17 protein-coding genes and 1 tRNA gene are annotated in these 19,782 nt (G+C 62.1%); all 18 read left to right on the plus strand.

Features of this window, described 5'->3' with window-relative positions; translation table 11 throughout:
- Positions 1 to 250: 250 nt before the first annotated feature.
- The 18 genes from thrS to EO156_RS21625 all read left to right on the plus strand — a co-directional run bounded on the left by thrS (position 251) and on the right by EO156_RS21625 (position 19,730).
- Complete coding sequence (thrS, locus tag EO156_RS21540; protein WP_016848774.1) at positions 251 to 2,155, plus strand: threonine--tRNA ligase; 1,905 nt, start codon at positions 251 to 253, stop codon at positions 2,153 to 2,155.
- A 63-nt stretch (positions 2,156 to 2,218) separates the two neighbouring features.
- Positions 2,219 to 2,746, plus strand: a complete 528-nt coding sequence (gene infC, locus EO156_RS21545; RefSeq protein WP_074053091.1) for a translation initiation factor IF-3 — start codon at positions 2,219 to 2,221, stop codon at positions 2,744 to 2,746.
- Between the two features lie 246 nt (positions 2,747 to 2,992).
- On the plus strand, positions 2,993 to 3,190 hold the full coding sequence (gene rpmI / locus EO156_RS21550) for a 50S ribosomal protein L35 (protein ID WP_002811096.1): 198 nt from the start codon (positions 2,993 to 2,995) through the stop codon (positions 3,188 to 3,190).
- A 10-nt stretch (positions 3,191 to 3,200) separates the two neighbouring features.
- Positions 3,201 to 3,560, plus strand: a complete 360-nt coding sequence (rplT, locus tag EO156_RS21555) for a 50S ribosomal protein L20 (RefSeq protein WP_003484828.1) — start codon at positions 3,201 to 3,203, stop codon at positions 3,558 to 3,560.
- A gap of 250 nt (positions 3,561 to 3,810) precedes the next feature.
- Positions 3,811 to 4,806, plus strand: coding sequence for a phenylalanine--tRNA ligase subunit alpha (pheS, locus tag EO156_RS21560; RefSeq protein WP_005920300.1), 996 nt, complete (start codon positions 3,811 to 3,813; stop codon positions 4,804 to 4,806).
- Between the two features lie 125 nt (positions 4,807 to 4,931).
- Entirely contained in the window at positions 4,932 to 7,310 is a 2,379-nt protein-coding gene (gene pheT / locus EO156_RS21565) for a phenylalanine--tRNA ligase subunit beta (RefSeq protein ID WP_016848775.1), read from the plus strand.
- Between the two features lie 21 nt (positions 7,311 to 7,331).
- Positions 7,332 to 7,631, plus strand: coding sequence for an integration host factor subunit alpha (locus EO156_RS21570; protein WP_002811076.1), 300 nt, complete (start codon positions 7,332 to 7,334; stop codon positions 7,629 to 7,631).
- Positions 7,612 to 7,968: a MerR family transcriptional regulator gene (locus EO156_RS21575; protein ID WP_005914014.1), complete on the plus strand. Its 357-nt coding sequence runs from the start codon at positions 7,612 to 7,614 to the stop codon at positions 7,966 to 7,968. Before EO156_RS21570 ends, EO156_RS21575 begins: the two co-directional genes overlap by 20 nt.
- A gap of 61 nt (positions 7,969 to 8,029) precedes the next feature.
- Positions 8,030 to 8,106, plus strand: a tRNA-Pro gene (locus EO156_RS21580).
- Positions 8,107 to 8,575: 469 nt separating this feature from the next.
- Positions 8,576 to 9,274 (plus strand): polysaccharide biosynthesis/export family protein, encoded by a 699-nt coding sequence (locus EO156_RS21585; protein ID WP_016848776.1) that lies wholly within the window; start codon positions 8,576 to 8,578, stop codon positions 9,272 to 9,274.
- Entirely contained in the window at positions 9,256 to 10,695 is a 1,440-nt protein-coding gene (locus EO156_RS21590; RefSeq protein WP_016848777.1) for a GumC family protein, read from the plus strand. Before EO156_RS21585 ends, EO156_RS21590 begins: the two co-directional genes overlap by 19 nt.
- A 242-nt stretch (positions 10,696 to 10,937) precedes the next feature.
- Positions 10,938 to 12,392: an undecaprenyl-phosphate glucose phosphotransferase gene (locus EO156_RS21595; RefSeq protein ID WP_005920304.1), complete on the plus strand. Its 1,455-nt coding sequence runs from the start codon at positions 10,938 to 10,940 to the stop codon at positions 12,390 to 12,392.
- A gap of 94 nt (positions 12,393 to 12,486) precedes the next feature.
- Positions 12,487 to 13,776: a hypothetical protein gene (locus EO156_RS21600; protein WP_016848778.1), complete on the plus strand. Its 1,290-nt coding sequence runs from the start codon at positions 12,487 to 12,489 to the stop codon at positions 13,774 to 13,776.
- The gene (locus EO156_RS21605; protein WP_005930218.1) at positions 13,773 to 14,864 is read left to right on the plus strand and encodes an acyltransferase family protein; all 1,092 of its coding nucleotides are present in this window, start codon (positions 13,773 to 13,775) and stop codon (positions 14,862 to 14,864) included. Before EO156_RS21600 ends, EO156_RS21605 begins: the two co-directional genes overlap by 4 nt.
- A gap of 43 nt (positions 14,865 to 14,907) precedes the next feature.
- Positions 14,908 to 15,966 (plus strand): acyltransferase family protein, encoded by a 1,059-nt coding sequence (locus tag EO156_RS21610; protein ID WP_016848779.1) that lies wholly within the window; start codon positions 14,908 to 14,910, stop codon positions 15,964 to 15,966.
- A gap of 67 nt (positions 15,967 to 16,033) precedes the next feature.
- Positions 16,034 to 17,176 (plus strand): GDP-mannose:cellobiosyl-diphosphopolyprenol alpha-mannosyltransferase, encoded by a 1,143-nt coding sequence (gene gumH, locus EO156_RS21615; protein ID WP_016848780.1) that lies wholly within the window; start codon positions 16,034 to 16,036, stop codon positions 17,174 to 17,176.
- Complete coding sequence (locus tag EO156_RS21620) at positions 17,173 to 18,222, plus strand: glycosyltransferase (protein WP_026006780.1); 1,050 nt, start codon at positions 17,173 to 17,175, stop codon at positions 18,220 to 18,222. The genes gumH and EO156_RS21620 overlap by 4 nt, the downstream gene beginning before the upstream one ends.
- A 17-nt stretch (positions 18,223 to 18,239) precedes the next feature.
- Complete coding sequence (locus EO156_RS21625; RefSeq protein WP_126936771.1) at positions 18,240 to 19,730, plus strand: lipopolysaccharide biosynthesis protein; 1,491 nt, start codon at positions 18,240 to 18,242, stop codon at positions 19,728 to 19,730.
- Positions 19,731 to 19,782 lie beyond the last annotated feature (52 nt).

Raw genomic sequence — 19,782 nt, forward strand, 5'->3', positions numbered from 1 at the left:
GGCGTCTGATTGGTTTACCATTCACGCCCAAGACCCCCTGCGAGAAGGTGGCCCGCGCCCCGCGCCGGCCCAGCGTGCGACATGAGCACTACCACCGCCCACCGCTGATCCCTGCCTGCGCCAGCGCGCAGAGCGCCTGCATGGCGCCGTCTTGCCTCACGTCCCGCATTGTCCTCCGATCCTGTCCAGCGATGGCCAGATCTCCCATGGCAGCCGACCGCTGCAGCCAGACCAGACCTCATTCTTGCCCATGATCACTATCACGCTCCCCGACGGCAGCCGCCGCGAATTCGAATCCCCCGTCTCGGTGATGCAGATCGCCCAGTCGATCGGCGCCGGCCTGGCCAAGGCCACCATCGCCGGCCAGGTCGACGGCCAGCTGGTCGATGCCAGCGACGTCATCGACCATGACGCCAGCCTGCGCATCATCACTGCCAAGGACGCCGAGGGCGTGGAGATCATCCGCCACTCCTGCGCCCACCTGGTCGGGCACGCGGTCAAGCAGCTGTATCCCGAGGTCAAGATGGTGATCGGCCCGGTCATCGCCGAAGGCTTCTACTACGACATCTACAGCGAGCGCCCGTTCACGCCCGAAGACATGGCCGCGATCGAGCAGCGCATGCAGGAACTGATCGCGCAGGATTACGACGTGATCAAGAAGGTCACTCCGCGCGCGGAAGTGATCGAGGTATTCGCCCAGCGCGGCGAGGAGTACAAGCTGCGCCTGATCGAGGACATGTCCGAGGACATCACCGCGATGGGCCTGTACTACCACCAGGAATACGTGGACATGTGCCGCGGCCCGCACGTGCCGAATACGCGTTTCCTCAAGGCGTTCAAGCTGACCCGCATCTCCGGCGCCTACTGGCGCGGCGATGCCAAGAACGAGCAGCTGCAGCGCATCTACGGCACCGCCTGGGCCGACAAGAAACAGCTGGACGCCTACATCCTGCGCATGGAAGAAGCCGACAAGCGCGACCATCGACGCATCGGCAAGGCGCAGGACCTGTTCCACCTTCAGGAAGAAGCGCCCGGCCTGGTGTTCTGGCACCCCAAGGGCTGGTCGCTGTGGCAGGTGGTCGAGCAGTACATGCGCAAGGTCTACCGCGACAGCGGCTACGGTGAAGTGCGCTGCCCGCAGATCCTGGACGTGTCGCTGTGGCAGAAATCCGGCCACTGGGACAACTACCAGGACGCGATGTTCTTCACCGAATCGGAGAAGCGCACCTACGCAGTCAAGCCGATGAACTGCCCCGGCCACGTGCAGGTGTTCAACCAGGGCCTGCATAGCTACCGCGACCTGCCGATCCGCTACGGCGAGTTCGGCGCCTGCCACCGCAACGAGCCCTCCGGCGCGCTGCATGGCATCCTGCGCGTGCGCGGCTTCACCCAGGACGACGGGCACGTGTTCTGCCTGGAATCGCAGATCGAATCCGAAGTCACCGCTTTTCACCAGCAGGCGCTGGCGGTCTACACTGCGTTCGGCTTCGACGACATCCAGATCAAGATTGCGCTGCGTCCGGAAAAGCGCCTGGGCGACGATGCCACCTGGGACAAGGCCGAGGCCGCGCTACGCAGCGCGCTGGGCGTGTGCGGGGTGGAATGGCAGGAACTGCCGGGCGAGGGTGCCTTCTACGGCCCCAAGATCGAGTACCACCTCAAGGACGCCATCGGTCGCACCTGGCAGCTTGGCACCATGCAGGTCGATTTCATGATGCCGGGCCGTCTCGGCGCCGAGTATGTGGACGAGAACAGCCAGAAGAAGCATCCGGTCATGCTGCACCGGGCCATTGTCGGCTCGATGGAGCGTTTCATCGGCATTTTGATCGAACACCACGCCGGTGCCTTCCCGTCCTGGCTGGCCCCGGTGCAGGTCGTTGTCGCCAACATCACCGATGCTCAGGCTGAATATGTCGACTCTGTGCGGAAAACCCTTGCAAATCAAGGCTTCCGTGTCAGCGCCGATTTGCGTAACGAGAAGATCGGTTATAAGATTCGCGAGCATACGCTGCAACGCGTGCCATATCTGCTCGTGGTCGGCGACCGCGAGAAGGAAAATGGCGCTGTCGCCGTGCGGACCCGTTCAGGCGAGGACCTTGGGACCATGACGGTCTCGGCCTTCATCGAACGTCTGCAGGCAGAGCAGGCAGCGTGAGCCAACCCCGGCCGGTCTGGATGATCCGGATGCGCCGGTTCGATTCCTCTGGGAGATTGCAATATCAGTACCCCTGACAACAAACAGAACCGCAAGAACCAAGAAATCCGTGTGCCGCGCGTTCGCGTGATCGGCAGCGACGGAGAGATGGTCGGCGTGTTGTCGCGCGACGAAGCGCTCGCCAAGGCCGAAGAAGAAGGCCTGGATCTGGTCGAAATCCAGCCGCAGGCCGATCCGCCGGTCTGCAAGATCATGGATTTCGGCAAGTTCAAGTTCGAGCAGCAGAAAAAGGCCAACGAGGCCAAGAAAAAGACCAAGCAGGTCGAGATCAAGGAACTCAAGTTCCGCCCGGTCACCGACGAGGGCGACTACCAGATCAAGCTGCGCAACATGCGCCGCTTCCTGGAAGAGGGCGACAAGGTCAAGGTCAACATCCGCTTCCGTGGCCGTGAAATGAGCCACCAGGAGCTTGGTCGCGAGATGGCGGCGCGGATCGAGGCCGATCTGGGCGACGACATCGTCATCGAGTCGCGTCCTCGCCTGGAAGGGCGCCAGATGGTCATGATGATCGCCCCCAAGAAGAAGGTCTGAGGATCCGATTCGGCGCTGCAACGGGCCCGGCCGGTCCGTTGCGTCGCAAGCTCAACGATTTGCAATAATTCCCGTTAACGGGTAGACTGCGCGGCCCGGTTTTACCGGGGAGCCGTGCGAGCGGCACCAGGACCTGTCCGGATCGTGTTCGATCAAGGACTTACAAGCAGGCAAGGGCAAGGATGGAAAGCGTGGTCGCAAGATTGCCGCCCGTGTCAGTGACAAAACACCATCAAGGACATTGCAATGCCCAAGATCAAGACCAACCGGGCGGCGGCCAAGCGTTTCCGCAAGACCGCCTCCGGCAAGTACAAGTGCGGCCACGCAAACCGTAGCCACATCCTCACGAAGAAAGCGACCAAGCGGAAGCGCAACCTGCGGCAGACGAATCACGTCCGTGCCGAGGACGCAGGCCGTCTCGATCGTATGCTTCCCTATCTCTGAGGACTGAACCATGGCACGAGTAAAGCGTGGTGTGCAGGCGCGCCGCCGCCACAAGAAAATTCTGACCCTGGCGAAGGGCTACTACAACGCTCGCCGCAAGGTCTTCCGCGTTGCCAAGCAGGCGGTCATCAAGGCACAGCAGTACGCCTACATTGGCCGTAAGCAGAAGAAGCGTAATTTCCGTTCGCTGTGGATCACCCGCATCAATGCGGCTGCCCGCATCAACGGCTTGAGCTACAGCCGTTTCATGAATGGCCTGCTCAAGGCTGGCATCACCCTGGACCGTAAGGTGCTGGCCGATATCGCCGTGCACGACGCCGCCGGTTTTGCCGCGCTGGCCGAGAAGGCAAAGGGCGCGCTGGCGGCATAGTGCGAGTCCCTCGCAAGAGCCCGCACATCCATGTGCGGACTTTTGACAGGGTAGTTTCTCGTAGGGGCTTGCACATTCTTGTGCCGGCTTCTGATGAGGACAAAGCAGATATGCAGGGGGAAGGGCGCGAGTCCTTCCCCTTTTGCGTTTTTGCGAAGTCGCCAAGCGGGCGATGACAGAGCGATGCAGTGACAATGCGTTCCGGTGTATCCGGGAACACCGTTCGGCTAGCAGTTGAGGCGCAAGTGCAATGAGTGAGATTCAATCCCTGACCGAACGCGCGCTGGCCGATGTTGCCGCGGCGCAGACGCCGGACCAACTGGAAGCCTTGCGTGTCGCATTGCTGGGCAAGAGCGGCAGCATTACCGCCCAGCTCAAGCAGCTCGGGACGTTGCCGGCAGAGCAGCGCAAGGCGGCTGGCGAGGCGATCAACCTGTCGCGCGATGCGCTGACCGCGGCCTTGTCCGAACGCAAACACACCCTGGAAACCGCCGCGCTGGATGCCCGTCTTGCCGGCGAGCGCATCGATATCACCTTGCCGGGCCGCCGCAGCGAACGCGGCGGTCTGCACCCGGTGACGCGCACGCTGGAGCGCATCGTCGAAATCTTCGCCCGGCTCGGTTACGAGCTGTCGGACGGCCCGGAAATCGAGGACGACTGGCACAACTTCGAAGCGCTGAATTTCCCGCCGCACCATCCTGCGCGCGCGATGCACGACACGTTCTATTTCGGCGACGGACGCCTGCTGCGCACCCATACCTCGGGCGTGCAGGTGCGCTACATGGATGCGCATAAGCCGCCACTGCGCATGATCGCGGCCGGCAAGGTGTATCGCTCCGATTCGGATCAGACCCACTCGCCGATGTTCCATCAGGTCGAAGGCCTGTTGGTGGACGAGCATTCCAACTTCGCCGACCTCAAGGGCACCTTGTCCGAGTTCGTGCGTGCGTTCTTCGAACGCGATTTCGAAATGCGTTTCCGCCCCAGCTATTTCCCGTTCGTGGAGCCGGGCGCGGAAGTGGATATCGCCTGGCAGCAGCCTGACGGCAGCACGCGCTGGCTGGAAGTGCTGGGCTGCGGCATGGTGCACCCCAACGTGCTGCGCAGCGTCGGTATCGACCCTGAGCGCTACACCGGCTTCGCCTTCGGCCTGGGCGTGGAGCGCTTCGCGATGCTGCGCTATGGCGTCAACGACCTGCGTGCGTTCTTCGAGAACGATGTGCGTTTCCTTAGGCAGTTCGCCTGATGGTGGGAATCAGGAGTTGGGAATCGGGAATCGTAAGAGCCATGTGCTCCATCGGTTCGCTCCCCAAGGCCTGACAACCCCGCTTTTGCGATTCCCCATTCCCCATTCCCGATTCTCGGCCTCTCATGAAATTCTCTGAAAATTGGCTGCGCAGCCACGTTCCGATCCAGGCCACGCGCGATGAACTGTCCGCGACGCTGACGGCGATCGGTCTGGAAGTCGAAGAGGTCACGCCGCTGGGCGAGTCGCTTGGTCAGGTGGTGGTGGCGCGTATCGTCGAGGCGGTGCGTCATCCCGAAGCAGATCGTCTGCAGGTCTGCAGCGTCGATGCCGGGCAGGGCGAGCTGCTGCAGATCGTGTGCGGCGCGCCGAATGCGCGTGCGGGTCTGGTGGCGCCGTTGGCGCTGGTCGGCGCGAAGATCGGCGAGCTGACCATCACTGCGGCCAAGCTGCGTGGTGTGGCGTCCAACGGCATGTTGTGTTCGGCCAAGGAACTGGGTCTGGACAGCGATGCGTCGGGCCTGTTCGAGTTGCCGGACGATGCGCCGGTTGGGCAGGCGCTGGCCGAGTATCTGGGCCTGCCCGATGCCAGCATCGAGATCAAGCTCACCCCTAATCGCGCCGATTGTTTCAGCGTACGCGGCATCGCCTTCGACGTGGCCGCCGCGTGCGCCAGCGAAGTGGTGGCGTTCGACGCCGTTGCCGTGGCGCCGGTGTCCACGCGCTCGCTGGCAGTGGAACTGGACGCCGGTAAGGATGCGCCGCGCTATTGCGGTCGTGTGATCGAAGGGATCGACCCGGCCGCCAAGACGCCGGTGTGGCTGGCCGAGCGGCTGCGCCGCAGCGGCGTGCGTCCGGTGTCGTTGCTGGTGGACATCACCCAGTACGTAATGCTGGAGCTGGGCCAGCCGATGCACGCATTCGACCTGGAGACCTTGCACGGCCCGATCGGTGTGCGCCGTTCCCGCGCTGGCGAGCAGCTGGCGCTGCTGGACGGGCGCCAGGTCACGCTGGACGACAGTTTTCTGACCATTACCGATGCCGGGCGTGCGGTTGCTTTGGCCGGCTTGATGGGCGGGCTGGACACGCGCGTCACCGAAACCACGCGCAATGTGTTCCTGGAGTCGGCGTACTTCGACCCTGCGGCCATCATGGGGCGCGGCCGCAAACTCGGCCTGCATACCGATGCCGGGCATCGCTTCGAGCGTGGCGTGGATCCGGCGTTGCCGCCGCAGGCAATTGAAGTGGCCACGCGCCTGGTGCTGGAACTGGCCGGCGGTACGCCTGGCCCGGTGGTGCATGCGCAGCTGCCGGAGCATCTGCCGCAGCCGGCGCGTATCCGCCTGCGCCGCGCGCGCATTGCACGCGTGCTCGGTATCCAGATCGACGATGCCGACGTCGTGCGTATGCTGCGTGCGCTCGGCATGCACGTCGAGACGGTTGCCGAAGGCTGGGAAGTGGTGGCGCCGAGCCGTCGCTTCGACATCGCCATCGAAGAAGATCTCATCGAAGAGCTGGCGCGTATCCACGGTTACGACCGGGTGCCGACCACGCTGCCTGGTGGCGCCAGTCGCATCGCGATGCCAAGCGAAACCCAGCTGGACGAGCTCAGCGTGCGGCGCCAACTGGTGGCGCGCGAGCTGCAGGAAACCATCAATTACGCCTTCGTCGATGCCGCCTTGCTGGAGCGTTGGCAGCTCACAGAAGGGCTGGTGCCGCTGGCGAACCCGCTCAGTGCGGAGTTGGCGATCATGCGTCCGCGCCTGTTGCCGGGCCTGGTCGCCACCTTGGGCCGCAATGCTGCACGTCAGGCTGGGCGGGTGCGCTTGTTCGAATTGGGCAAGGTGTTCGCGGCTGCGGCCGAAACCGGTGCAGCACCCGGGGAATCGCAGCACGTTGCCGCGGCGGTGTGCGGCGATGCGCTGGCGCTGCAGTGGGGCGAGCCAGCGCGCAAGGTGGATTTCCACGATTTGAAGGGCGACCTGATGGCACTGGCTGCGGCCAGTGGCGCGCAGTTGGAGTTCCAGCCGTCGACGCGGCCATTCGGGCACCCGGGCCGGTCGGCCGATGTCTATCGCGAGGGCGTCTGTATCGGCTGGATCGGGCAGGTGCATCCGCGTCTGGCCAAGGCGCTGGACATCGACGTGGACGTGATCGCGTTCGAGTTGCAGCTAATACCCTTGGTCCAGCGGACCTTGCCGCGCGCCGGCGAGCTGTCGCGTTTCCCCTCGGTGCGCCGCGATCTGGCCTTCCTGGTGCCCGACGAGGTGAGCTGGGCGGCAGTGTCGGCCAGCGTACGCACCACGGTCGGGCCATTGTTGCGTGAGGTGCAATTGTTCGACCGCTATGTCGGGCAAGGGGTCGAGCCAGGTTTCAAGAGTCTTGCTATGGGCTTGATTTTGCAGGATAACTCGCGCACTCTCACCGACCGGGACATCGATGCGGTCGTCGCCGACGTGGTGGCCGTGATCGAGCGCGAGCATCGCGCCCGGATCCGGAGTTGAGGCGGTAACCAGGGGGTTGGCATGGCATTGACGAAAGCGGAGATGGCCGAACGTCTGTTCGACGAGGTCGGTCTGAACAAGCGTGAGGCAAAGGAATTCGTCGACGCGTTCTTCGATGTGCTGCGCGATGCGCTGGAGCAGGGCCGTCAGGTGAAGCTGTCGGGTTTCGGCAACTTCGATCTGCGGCGAAAGAACCAACGGCCCGGTCGCAATCCCAAGACCGGCGAAGAAATTCCGATCTCGGCACGGACGGTCGTGACGTTCCGCCCTGGCCAAAAACTCAAGGAACGGGTGGAGGCTTATGCTGGATCCGGGCAGTAATCGCGAGCTACCGCCGATCCCGGCCAAGCGCTATTTCACCATTGGTGAGGTGAGCGAGCTATGCGACGTCAAGCCGCATGTGCTGCGCTATTGGGAAACCGAGTTTCCCAGCCTGGAGCCGGTCAAGCGGCGCGGGAACCGACGCTACTACCAGCGCCATGACGTGCTGATGGTGCGTCAGATCCGTGGGCTGCTGTACGAGCAGGGCTATACCATCGGCGGTGCGCGCTTGCGTCTGGAAGGCGAAGGCGCCAAGAGCGAGTCGGCGCTGAGCAATCAGATCATCAAGCAGGTGCGGATGGAGCTGGAAGAAGTCCTGCAACTGCTGCGCCGCTAGGAAAACGTTTCACAAAGCCGCTATAATCGCAGGCCGCTCTCGCGGCGGAACGCAGCATCTTCGGGGTATAGCGCAGCCTGGTAGCGCACTAGTCTGGGGGACTAGTGGTCGTCGGTTCGAATCCGGCTACCCCGACCAAACATCAAGCCCATGACGTCCTGTCATGGGCTTTTTTGTTGCGCCGCAACATTGCATTTTGTGGCTGCGATCGCCTGGGTGGATATGCATATCGGCATATCGCGATGCAGCATGAACGGCGCACTAGCGTCCACTTTCTGCAGTCCGGTTCGCTATGGACTTGGATCACGCAATGGTGCTAAGTGTCCGAAAACACTCCGAAACATTTTCTCCAGATTCAAACGTGGATCACGGTTCGTTAACGCGATATCGACGAACTTGAATCAATAGGCCAACGCTGTCAAAAAAATGGCGTGCGGTCTCTTGCGGTGCGATTTTTCTGTGCGATAGTGCAGTGCAGCACGCGTTACCTGTCGTGATCCCGATGTCCTGGGATGAATCCTCTGTCGTACGTTCGTGCTGGCGCGTTTGGCCGGTTGAATGCTGCGCGAGCTCCTGTCCCACCCAACCGAGGCAGCCAGCCACACGCATGAAGAAACTGATCGGACGATTTTGCCAAGCGCTCAGCCTGGCGTTGATCTGCTCGATGACACTGGGCGCTTGCAGCACCGGTAAGGACATGGCGACCTCGTTGCCGCTGCCTGACCCGCTCGCAATGTCGGCAGTGCAGCCCGAGTATCGGCTTTCGCCAGGCGACCTGTTGCTGGTCAAGGTCTTCCAGATCGACGATCTGGAGCGGCAGGTCCGTATCGATCAGAACGGCCATATTTCGTTGCCGCTCATTGGCGATGTGAATGCGGCCGGCATGGGCGTCGGTGAGTTGGAAAAGATGGTGGCCGACCGGTATCGCAACGGTTATCTGCAAAATCCGCAGGTGTCGGTGTTCGTGCAGGAATCCAACGGCCGTCGCGTCACCGTGACCGGGGCGGTCGACGAGCCGGGCACCTATCCGGTGATCGGCGCCAATCTGACCTTGCAGCAAGCCATTGCGCAGGCCAAGGGTGTGAGTACGGTCGCCAGCCGCGGCAATGTCATCGTGTTTCGCATGGTCAACGGGCAAAAGATGCTCGCGCGGTTCGACCTGACCGAAATCGAGAAGGGCACCAATCCGGATCCTGAGATTTATGGCGGCGACATCGTCGTGGTGTACCGCTCGGATGCGCGCGTGTGGTTGCGCACCATGCTGGAACTGACTCCTCTTGTGATGGTGTGGCGCGCTTACCGATGAGCATGAATTCCGACAATCGTTCCTCTTCGTCGCAGCGTCATGGGCATCTCGAACTTGCCGATGTGGGGTTGCTCGATTACTGGCGCGCCCTGGTATCGCAGCGTTGGTTGATTATCGCGATCGCACTGGCGGCATTGTTGCTGGCGCTGGCCATCACGTTGCTCATGCCGGAGAAGTACCGCGCGACCAGCACGCTGCAGATCGAACGCGATTCGCTGAACGTGGTGAATGTCGACAACCTGATGCCGGTAGAGTCGCCGCAGGATCGCGACTTCTACCAGACCCAGTATCAGTTGCTGCAGAGCCGTTCGTTGGCACGTGCCGTGATCCGCGAAGCCAAGCTCGACAAGGAGCCGGCGTTCAAGGACCAGGTGGACGAGGCGCTGGAGAAGGCCGCGGCGAAGAATCCCGAAGCGGGGAAATCGGTCGATTCGCGTCAGGCGATCGTCGAGCGCAGCCTCACCGACACGTTGCTGGCCGGTCTGGTGGTCGAGCCTATCCTCAATTCGCGCCTGGTCTACGTCAATTACGATTCGCCGGACCCGGTGCTGTCGGCCAAGATCGCCAACACGTACTCAAAGATGTTCATCATCAGTACGCAGGAACGCCGCATGAAGGCGTCCTCGTTCGCGACCAAGTTCCTTGCCGAGCGACTGGAGCAGTTGCGCAGCAAGGTCGAAGACTCGGAAAAGTCGCTGGTTGCATACTCGACCGACGAGCAGATTGTGTCGGTGGGCGACGACAAACCTTCGTTGCCGGCGCAGAACCTGACCGATCTCAACGCCTTGCTCGCTTCTGCGCAGGATGCCCGCATCAAGGCCGAGGCCGCCTGGCGCCAGGCAGCCAGTGGCGATGGCATGTCGTTGCCCCAGGTGCTCAGCAGTCCGTTGATCCAGAGCCTGCGTAGCGAGCAGGTGCGTCTCACCGCCGAATACCAACAAAAGCTATCGACCTTCAAGCCGGACTACCCGGAAATGCAGCGTCTGAAGGCGCAAATCGAAGAGTCGCGTCGGCAGATCAACGGCGAGGTCGTCAATGTGCGCCAGTCGCTGAAGGCGACCTACGATGCGTCGGTGCATCAAGAGCAGTTGCTCAACGAGCGCATCGCCGGTTTGCGGAACAACGAGCTGGATCTGCAGGGCCGCAGCATTCGTTACAACATGCTCAAGCGCGACGTCGACACCAACCGCCAGCTCTACGATGCGCTTCTTCAGCGCTACAAGGAAATCGGCGTGGCAGGCAATGTCGGCGCCAACAACGTGACCATCGTCGATACCGCAGATGTGCCTACGTCGAAGACTTCGCCGAAACTGAAATTGAACCTCGCCTTGGGCCTGATCTTTGGCGTATTCCTAGGTTTGGCTGTGGCGCTCGTGCGGTACTTCTTGCGCGTCAATGGCCAGGAAACGCGGCTGAACTGACATCGTGATGTTGCAAAACGTTGGTTAATTAAAGTGACAACTGATTCAGCGTGGAAAAGGTGGGATCCAGTATGTTTCGGGCTCCTTCGTTTGAAAGTTTGTCTCTGTTGAAACAAAGGGCTGTCGAGTGATCTGGGGTCGGTAGGTTTACCGCGGTGATCGCTTGGCGGAGATGATTGAAAGCTCGCGTGCGATTCGTATGTTCCCCCGCATGCGTCGTATCGAGTTTGGAGGACATCCCCATGCTTTTGGCAGACTTGAGTAGCGCGACCTACACAACTTCCTCGCCGCGATTGTTGTCCAAATATTCGGCTGCGGCCGATCTGGTTCTGCGCGTGTTCGACCTGACCATGGTGGTGGTATCCGGTCTGGTCGCTTACCGCATTGTGTTTGGTTCCTGGGTGCCGGCGGCGCCGTATCGGCTGGCGATCGCCACGACGCTGCTGTATTCGGTGATCTGCTTTGCGCTGTTCCCGCTGTACCGCAGCTGGCGCGGCCGTGGCTTGTTGAGCGAACTGATGGTGCTGGGCGGTGCGTTCGGCGGCGTGTTCGCGCTGTTTGCCGTGCATGCGCTGATCGTGCAGGTGGGCGAGCAGGTGTCGCGTGGTTGGATCGGCCTGTGGTTCGTCGGTGGTCTGGCCTCGCTGGTGGCGGCACGCACGGTGCTGCGTGGCTTTCTGAACCATCTGCGTACCCAAGGCGTGGACGTGCAACGTGTGGTGGTGGTGGGGCTGCGCCACCCGGTGATGAAAATCAACCACTACCTGAGCCGTAACTCGTGGGTCGGCATGAACCTGGTCGGTTATTTCCGTACCCCATACGACATTGCCGTGACCGAACAGCGTCAGTCGCTGCCGTGCCTGGGCGAGCCGGACGCGCTGATCGACTATCTGAAGGAAAACCAGGTCGAACAGGTCTGGATCTCGCTGCCGCTGGGCGAACGCGACCACATCAAGCAGCTGTTGCAGCGCCTGGACCGTTACCCGATCAACGTCAAACTGGTACCTGACCTGTTCGATTTCGGTCTGCTCAATCAGTCTGGCGAACAGATCGGCAATGTGCCGGTGATCAATCTGCGTCAGGGTGGTGTGGACCGCGACAATTACTTCGTGGTGGCCAAGGCGCTTCAAGACAAGATCCTGGCCGTCATCGCGCTGCTTGGCCTGTGGCCGCTGATGGCCGCCATTGCAGTGGGCGTCAAGTTGAGCTCGCCGGGTCCGGTGTTCTTCCGCCAGCGCCGTCATGGGCTGGGTGGCCGTGAGTTCTACATGTTCAAGTTCCGCTCGATGCGTGTGCACGACGACCATGGCACGACGATTCAGCAGGCAACCAAGAACGACGCACGTATCACGCGTTTCGGTGCGTTCTTGCGCCGCAGCAGCCTGGACGAATTGCCGCAGATCTTCAACGTGCTGGGCGGCAGCATGTCGATCGTCGGGCCGCGTCCGCATGCTGCTCAGCACAACACGCACTACGAAAAGCTGATCAACCATTACATGCAGCGTCACTACGTCAAGCCGGGCATCACCGGTTGGGCGCAGGTGAATGGTTTCCGTGGCGAGACCCCGGAACTGCGGACGATGAAGAAGCGTATCCAGTACGACCTCGATTACATCCGCCGTTGGTCGTTGTGGCTGGATATCCGCATCATCGTGCTGACCGCTGTACGCGTGCTCGGACAGAAGACCGCGTACTGATGATGGTGGGGAGCGTGCGAGCTGGCGCGTCCGGCGCCGCGGGCGGCTGCATTGCAGCCGCTCCTTCCAAGCGGGCATCTGCATGCTGATTCGAATGAGCGAGGAAACTCGCGTGCGCTGGCATAACCTGCTGATCGAGCTGACGTTGCTGGTCGGCGTGGGTTACAACCTGGTGCTGGCGTTCATCAACGCGAACGTGTTCACCGTGCGGCCGGTGATCACCTACGCGGTCGAGTTCATGGTCTACGCGGCGTGCTTCCTGCTTGGCATGGGTTCGTTGAGCCGCAAGCGCATTGCCCTGATCGTCAGTGGACTCGGGTTGATCGTCACGCTGATGTTCGTGCGGTTTTTGGTGAACTGGCAGATCGACCCCAAGTTCTTCCGCGACGCCCTGGTGGTGTTCGCCTTCGTCGTGCTTGGCTCTGCCTACACCGGCTCGGTGCCCAAGTTGTTCATCCGCATGACCATCATCGTCTCATTGGTTGCCGCGTTCGAGCTGGCGATGCCAGTCAAATACGGCGATCTGATCAATCCAAAGAGCTTCTTTGTCAATGCGCGCGGCATGAGCGCCGAAGGCTTTTGGAACGAAGACAGTAATCTGTTCGTCAGCGCCACCCGACCGGGCGAGCGTAACTTCCTGCCGGGCTCCAATCTGCCGCGTGCCTCCTCGATGTTCATCGAGCCGGTGACGATGGGCAATTACATCTGCTTTTTCACCGCGATCGTGCTGGTGTTCTGGCGTTGGATGCGACCGGCGGCGCTGATCCTGTCGGTGGGGTTGATCGGCTTCATGATCGTCGCCTCAGACGGGCGATTGGCGGCGGGCACCTGTGTGTTGATGGTGCTGCTGACGCCGCTATTGAAACGGCTGGATCAGCGGCTGGCCTTCCTGGTGTTTCTGCTGGTGATCATGAGCGCATGGCTGCTTGTCTGGGTCACGGGCATCACCGCGTACCAGGACACCACGATGGGGCGCGTGTTCTTCACCGTTTATTCGATGAATAACCTGTCGTTCGAATCGTGGATGGGGCTGGATTTTGCACAGGCGTATCGTTACTTCGACAGCGGCATTTCGTACTTCATCGCATCGCAATCGATCGTGGGCGTGCTGGCCTTCCTGCTGGCCTATTCGTTCCTGCTGCTGATGCCGAGCAAGGAAGGGCAGCTGTTCAAGAACCTGGCGATCTTTGCGTTCGCATTGAGCCTGCTTGTCTCCAACGGCTACTTTTCGATCAAGACCTCGGCGTTGTGGTGGTTCGTCTGTGGTTGCATGTGGCACATGCTGCCGACCTGGTCTGCGTCCGGCACGCAGGCTGTCTTGATCAAGGACGATCCAACGGCAGATGGCGCGCAGTTGCCATTGCCTGCGGGAGCGGCACGATGAGCGTGTCGGCAATGCCGGCATCGCCGTCGGCTTTGCCGGCCGCCAACGCACGGGTTGCAACCAGCGGTCGCGTCCGCGACCCGCGCATCGATGCCACCAAGGCCATTGCGATCTTGCTGGTGGTGTTCTGTCATGCAAAGGGCGTCCCACATGGCATGACCTTGTTCGCCTACAGTTTCCACGTGCCGCTGTTTTTCTTGGTATCCGGTTGGCTGGCTGCCGGTTATGCGTCGCGCAATACCGGCTTGACGCAGACGATCAGCAAGCAGGCACGTAGCCTGCTGCTGCCATACGTCACCTTTTATCTGTTGGGCTATGCCTACTGGTTGCTGACCCGCAATATCGGCGAAAAGGCTGCGCGCTGGGGAAGTCACCCGTGGTGGGAGCCCATCGTGGCGATGTTCACCGGTATCGGCCCGGACCTGTACGTGCAACCTCCGCTGTGGTTTCTGCCGGTCATGTTGGCGACCGTGGTGAGTTACCTGGTCTTGCGCCGCCTGATGTCGCCGATCCTGATCGCAGGGCTGGCATTGATCGTGGCATGGTTCTGGATGAACTGGTTCCCGGCCCAGTACGTGCGGATTTTTTTCGGTTTGGACGTGCTACCGGTGTCGCTGTGCTTTTACGCATTGGGCGCCTTGCTGATCTACCTCTCGCCACGCCTGCCGACATCCTTGGCCGGCAGCGCCCTGGCAACGGTCGTGTTGGCATTGGCGGTGGCCTGGCTGGCCGTCGCCAATGGGCGAATCGACGTCAACATGCTCGAATTCGGACACGATCACGCGCTGTTCCTGGTTAGCGCGTTGCTTGGTTCGTTGATGGTGATCTGCGCGGCGCGGCTGGTACAGAGCTGGGCGTGGCTGCAGTGGATCGGCCGCAACACCTTGCTGATTCTCTGTACGCATATGTTGGTGTTCTTCGTGCTGTCCGGTGTTGCGGCCTTGGCTGGTGGATTCGGCGGCGCGCGTCCGGGGCTTGGTTGGGCGGTCTTCGTCACGCTGTTCGCATTGGCCGCCAGCGTGCCGCTGCGTTGGATCCTGATGCGCTTCGCCCCGTGGGCGCTGGGTGCGCGCCCGGTGGCGGCATGAGCGGCGTTTTGGCATGACAAGCGGATTCTCTTCACTACACGACATGCGTGCGCATCACCTCACGGACGCCAACACGGCGCCTGCGCTGACGCGCGATTGGCAGATCGACGCCGCCAAAGCGCTGGCCATCGCGCTGGTGGTGTTGGGCCATGCCAGCGGCATGCCGCCAGCGTACAAGATGTTCGCTTACAGCTTCCATGTGCCGCTGTTTTTCGTGTTGTCGGGCTGGGTTGGCGAGCGTTTTGGACATCGGGCATTGACGGCGGCATCCGTCGCAAAGCTGGCGCGCACGTTGCTGGTGCCGTATCTCGCTTTTTTCATGGTCGCCTATGCGCTGTGGCTGTTGACTGCTGCGATCGATGGGCATGCGGGGCATCCGCAGACGCGCCCGTGGTGGCACCCGCTCACGGGACTGCTGTGGGCCAATGGGTCACGCCTGTATGTGCTTCCCGCGCTGTGGTTTTTGCCCGCGCTATTTGTCACGACGCTGGCTTACATTGCGTTGCGTGCGCGATTGAGTGCGGCCGCGGTGGCGACGATCAGTCTGCCACTAGCGCTGGCATGGGCGGGGTGGTTTCCTTCGCGGCAGCAGCGTTTGCCGCTCGCGCTGGATGTGCTGCCGGTCGCGCTGTTCTTCATTGCCTTTGGCGGTTGGCTATCGCGGTTCGCCGATGCGTTACGATCGCTGCGCGCGCAGGTGTGGGCGCTTGCCTTGTTGCCGCTAGCCGCACTGTGGTGGTGGCTGGCCGGGTGGAACGGGCAGGTGGACGTGAACAACCTGCAGTTCGGGCAGTCGGCTGCCATCTTCCTGCTGGTCAGTCTGCTCGGAACGGCGATGACGTTTTGCGTCGCCTATTTCATTCGGCGTCTGCGCTGGGTGCAATGGATCGGTACCAACACCTTGCTGATTCTGTGCACGCATACCCTGGTTTTCTTGGTGACCACCAGCGTGGTGGCGCGTACGGGCCTGATCGCACGCAGCGCAATCGGCACACCTGCCTGGGCGTTGGGGCTGAGCGCGTTCGCGATTGCTGCAAGCGTGCCGATGCGCGCGGTGCTGGTGCCGATCGCGCCGTGGATGTTGGGGTTGAAACGCAAATGACGAGTTTTCAGAATCATCAGCCGTCGCAGCAACTGAGTGCGCGCCGCTGGCAAAGGAGAGTGGCGTAATGAAAGTGGTGCATGTCGTCCGCCAATTCCATCCTTCGATCGGGGGCATGGAAGAGGTCGTTCTCAATGTTGCCCGCCAACATCAAGCCACTAGCGCCGATACGGTCGAGGTCGTGACGCTCGATCGTGTGTTCACCGATCCGGGTGCGCAACTTGCGGCGCAGGACACGCATCAAGGGCTGTCGATCCGGCGGATTGGCTATCGCGGCTCGTCGCGCTACCCGCTGGCGCCCTCGGTGCTTGGTGCGATTCGTTCGGCCGATGTCGTGCATCTGCATGGCATCGACTTTTTTTACGACTATCTGGCATTGACCAAGCCGCTGCACGGCAAGCCGATGGTGGTGTCCACGCACGGCGGGTTTTTCCATACCGCCTACGCATCGCGCATGAAGCAGCTGTGGTTCCAGACGCTCACGCGCACCTCGGCACTGGCCTATGCACGCGTGATCGCCACCAGCGAAAACGATGGCGATCTGTTCGCCAAGGTGGTGGCACCGGCGCGGCTGCGGGTGATCGAAAACGGTGTGGACGTAGAAAAATATGCAGGGCAGGGGGCGACCACGCCCGGCCGGACCATGCTGTATTTCGGGCGCTGGTCGGTCAACAAGGGGCTGATCGAAACCCTGGAGTTGTTGCAGGCGGCGCTCAAGCGCGACCCGCAATGGCGGTTGATCATTGCCGGCCGCGAATACGATCTGAACGAAGCGGATCTGCGCAAAGCGGTCGCCGAGCGCGGGCTGCAGGACAAGGTGCAGCTGAGCATGTCGCCCTCGCAGGAGCAGTTGCGCGCATTGATGCAGCAGGCGCAGTTCTTTGTGTGCCTGTCGCGGCATGAAGGCTTTGGTATCGCGGCGGTGGAGGCGATGAGCGCGGGCCTGATCCCGATCCTCAGCGATATTCCGCCATTCGTGCGGCTTGCCAGCGAATCGGGCCAGGGCGTGATCGTCAACCGCGACAGGATCGAATCGGCAGCAGATCAGGTGCAGGCGCTTGCCTTGCAGTCCGACAGCGATTTCGACACCCGTCGCTCGGCGTCCATGGCCTATGTGAGCCGCTATGACTGGAAGCACGTGGTCGGGCGCTACGTCGACGAATACCACGACGCGTTGGGCATTCCGCGCGTGCAGGAGGCTGTGCGATGAGCGCGCCAGCTTCTGCGTCAATGACGCATGCGGCAACACAGCCGCAGGTGACGGTGCTGTTTTCCACCGAAAAGCCCAATGCCAACACCAACCCGTACCTGACCCAGCTCTACGACGCGCTGCCTGCCGCAGTGCATCCGCGTTTCTTCTCGATGCGCGATGCATTGCTGTCGCGTTACGACGTGTTGCATCTGCATTGGCCCGAATACCTGCTACGCCATCCGAGCACTGCCGGCACCTTGGCCAAGCAGGTCTGCGCTGCGTTGTTGTTGCTCAAGCTGCAGCTGACCGGCACGCCGGTGGTGCGCACCCTGCACAATCTTGCGCCGCATGAGGACCGCGGCTGGCGTGAACGTAGCCTGCTGCGCTGGATCGACCGGCTGACGCGGCGCTGGATTCGCATCAATGCGACCACGCCGTCACGTCCGCCGTTCACCGATACGATTCTGCACGGCCATTATCGCGACTGGTTCGCGACCATGGAGCAGGGCAGCACGGTGCCTGGGCGGCTGCTGCACTTTGGCCTGATTCGCCCGTACAAAGGTGTCGAAACCTTGCTGGAGGTCATGCGCGGGGTGGACGATGCGCGTCTCAGCCTGCGTATCGTCGGCAACCCGGCCACGCCGCAGATGCGCACCTTGGTGGAGGACGCCTGCGCGCAGGATCCGCGGATCAGCGCTTTGCTGGCCTATGTGGAAGAGCCGGTGCTGGCGCGCGAAGTCAGCGCGGCCGAACTGGTGGTGTTGCCGTATCGGCGGATGCATAACTCCGGCACGTTGCTGCTGGCGTTGTCGCTGGCGCGTCCGGTGCTGGCGCCGTGGAGCGAATCCAACGCGGCCATCGCCGAGGAAGTCGGCCCCGGTTGGGTGTTCCTGTATGAAGGCGAGTTCGATGCCGCGCTCCTGACGGGCATGCTGGACAAGGTGCGTGCTGCGCCACGCGGCCCGGCGCCGGATCTCTCGCAGCGCGACTGGCCGCGGATCGGGCAGTTGCATTACCGCACCTATCTGGAAGCGTTGGGCAAGGATGGAGATGCCGCGCTGTGACCGCAGAGACACCTACGATGACATCTTCCACACCGCCCCCACCGCCACAGCGCAGTCTGGGCTCGCGCGCTGCCGGCGGCGCAGCGGTGACCATGCTTGGCCAGTCGGCCAAGATGGTGGTGCAGTTCGGCGGCATCATTCTGTTGGCGCGCTTGTTGACGCCCTACGACTACGGTCTGATGGCAATGGTCACTGCCATCGTCGGCGCCGCCGAGATCCTGCGCGATTTCGGCCTGTCGGCCGCAGCGGTGCAAGCCAAGCAAGTGAGTCGCGAGCAGCGCGATAACCTGTTCTGGATCAATAGCGGCATTGGTCTGGCGCTGTCGCTGGCGGTGTTCGCCTCGGCGCATCTGATTGCGAACTTCTACAAAGAGCCGGCCCTGGTGGCGATTTCCCAGGCGCTGGCGGTCACCTTCCTGATCAATGGCATGACCACGCAGTACCGCGCGCATCTGAGCCGCGGGCTGCGCTTCGGGCACGTGGCGCTAAGCGATGTCGGCTCGCAGGTGCTCGGTCTTGGCGCAGCGGTTGCTGCTGCGCTGCTGGGCTGGGGCTACTGGGCGCTGGTGGTACAGCAGGTGGTGCAGGCCGGTGTCAATTTCATCATCGCAGCGAGTTGCGCGCGTTGGTTGCCGGGTGGCTACCAGCGTTCGGCGCCGATGCGCGATTTCATGAGTTTCGGCTGGAACCTGATGGCTGCGCAGTTGCTCGGATATGCCAGTCGCAACGTGGGCCAGGTGATCATCGGTTGGCGGACCGGACCGGACGCGCTGGGCTTGTACAACCGCGCATTCCAGTTGCTGATGATGCCGTTGAACCAGATCAATGCGCCTGCCACCAGCGTGGCGCTGCCGGTGTTGTCGCAGCTGCAGGACGACCGCGAGCGCTTCAGCGCGTTCCTGCTGCGCGGGCAGACCGTGATGGTGCACCTGATCTTCGCGCTGTTCGCGTTCGCCTGCGCACTGGCGATGCCGCTGATCGTGCTGGTACTGGGCGAGCAGTGGCGTGAGGCGGTGCCGCTGTTCCAGGTGCTGACACTGGGCGGTATCTTCCAGACGGCGGCCTATGCGACGTATTGGGTATTCCTTGCGCGGGGATTGATGCGCGCGCAGCTGGTGTATTCGCTGGTCAGCCGCGTGCTGCTGATTGCCTGCATTTTCGTCGGCTCGCGCTGGGGCGCGATGGGGGTGGCGATCGGCTATTCGTTCGGTCTGTTGTTGACCTGGCCGCTGTCGCTGCTATGGATCGGCAAGATTTCAGACGCGCCGGTCGGAGCTCTCTTCACCAATGCGCTGCGCGCCATGGTCGCCTACGGGGTAGCGGGTGGCTGTGCGTACTATGCCTCCATCACGGTTGGCGGCCCGCTGTGGGAGCAACTGGCTGTCGGCGCTGTGACGATGCTTGCCGTTTGCCTGCTTGCCTTGGCGATCTGGCCTGCATTCCGCCGCGATGTGATTGCCATCGTCAACATTCGCAAGCTGCTGACGCAGGCCAAGGCACGTCGATGAGTCGACATCGTCTTCGCCTGCAGTCGGTCATGCTTTCTCTCACTCATTCATA

Origin of the sequence: Xanthomonas sp. DAR33341, assembly GCF_003992815.1 — a bacterium.
In the GTDB taxonomy this organism is placed as follows: Bacteria; Pseudomonadota; Gammaproteobacteria; order Xanthomonadales; family Xanthomonadaceae; genus Xanthomonas; species Xanthomonas cissicola.

What these genes read in the sequence shown, in the direction of transcription:
- rplT (WP_003484828.1), top strand. Translation starts at nt 3,201, where the DNA reads ATGGCACGAGTAAAGCGTGGTGTGCAGGCGCGCCGCCGCCACAAGAAA.
- EO156_RS21600 (WP_016848778.1), top strand. Translation starts at nt 12,487, where the DNA reads ATGAGCGAGGAAACTCGCGTGCGCTGGCATAACCTGCTGATCGAGCTG.
- EO156_RS21610 (WP_016848779.1), top strand. Translation starts at nt 14,908, where the DNA reads ATGCGTGCGCATCACCTCACGGACGCCAACACGGCGCCTGCGCTGACG.
- EO156_RS21605 (WP_005930218.1), top strand. Translation starts at nt 13,773, where the DNA reads ATGAGCGTGTCGGCAATGCCGGCATCGCCGTCGGCTTTGCCGGCCGCC.
- EO156_RS21575 (WP_005914014.1), top strand. Translation starts at nt 7,612, where the DNA reads ATGCTGGATCCGGGCAGTAATCGCGAGCTACCGCCGATCCCGGCCAAG.
- rpmI (WP_002811096.1), top strand. Translation starts at nt 2,993, where the DNA reads ATGCCCAAGATCAAGACCAACCGGGCGGCGGCCAAGCGTTTCCGCAAG.
- EO156_RS21595 (WP_005920304.1), top strand. Translation starts at nt 10,938, where the DNA reads ATGCTTTTGGCAGACTTGAGTAGCGCGACCTACACAACTTCCTCGCCG.
- EO156_RS21585 (WP_016848776.1), top strand. Translation starts at nt 8,576, where the DNA reads ATGAAGAAACTGATCGGACGATTTTGCCAAGCGCTCAGCCTGGCGTTG.
- EO156_RS21625 (WP_126936771.1), top strand. Translation starts at nt 18,240, where the DNA reads ATGACATCTTCCACACCGCCCCCACCGCCACAGCGCAGTCTGGGCTCG.
- pheS (WP_005920300.1), top strand. Translation starts at nt 3,811, where the DNA reads ATGAGTGAGATTCAATCCCTGACCGAACGCGCGCTGGCCGATGTTGCC.
- pheT (WP_016848775.1), top strand. Translation starts at nt 4,932, where the DNA reads ATGAAATTCTCTGAAAATTGGCTGCGCAGCCACGTTCCGATCCAGGCC.
- EO156_RS21620 (WP_026006780.1), top strand. Translation starts at nt 17,173, where the DNA reads ATGAGCGCGCCAGCTTCTGCGTCAATGACGCATGCGGCAACACAGCCG.
- gumH (WP_016848780.1), top strand. Translation starts at nt 16,034, where the DNA reads ATGAAAGTGGTGCATGTCGTCCGCCAATTCCATCCTTCGATCGGGGGC.
- EO156_RS21570 (WP_002811076.1), top strand. Translation starts at nt 7,332, where the DNA reads ATGGCATTGACGAAAGCGGAGATGGCCGAACGTCTGTTCGACGAGGTC.
- thrS (WP_016848774.1), top strand. Translation starts at nt 251, where the DNA reads ATGATCACTATCACGCTCCCCGACGGCAGCCGCCGCGAATTCGAATCC.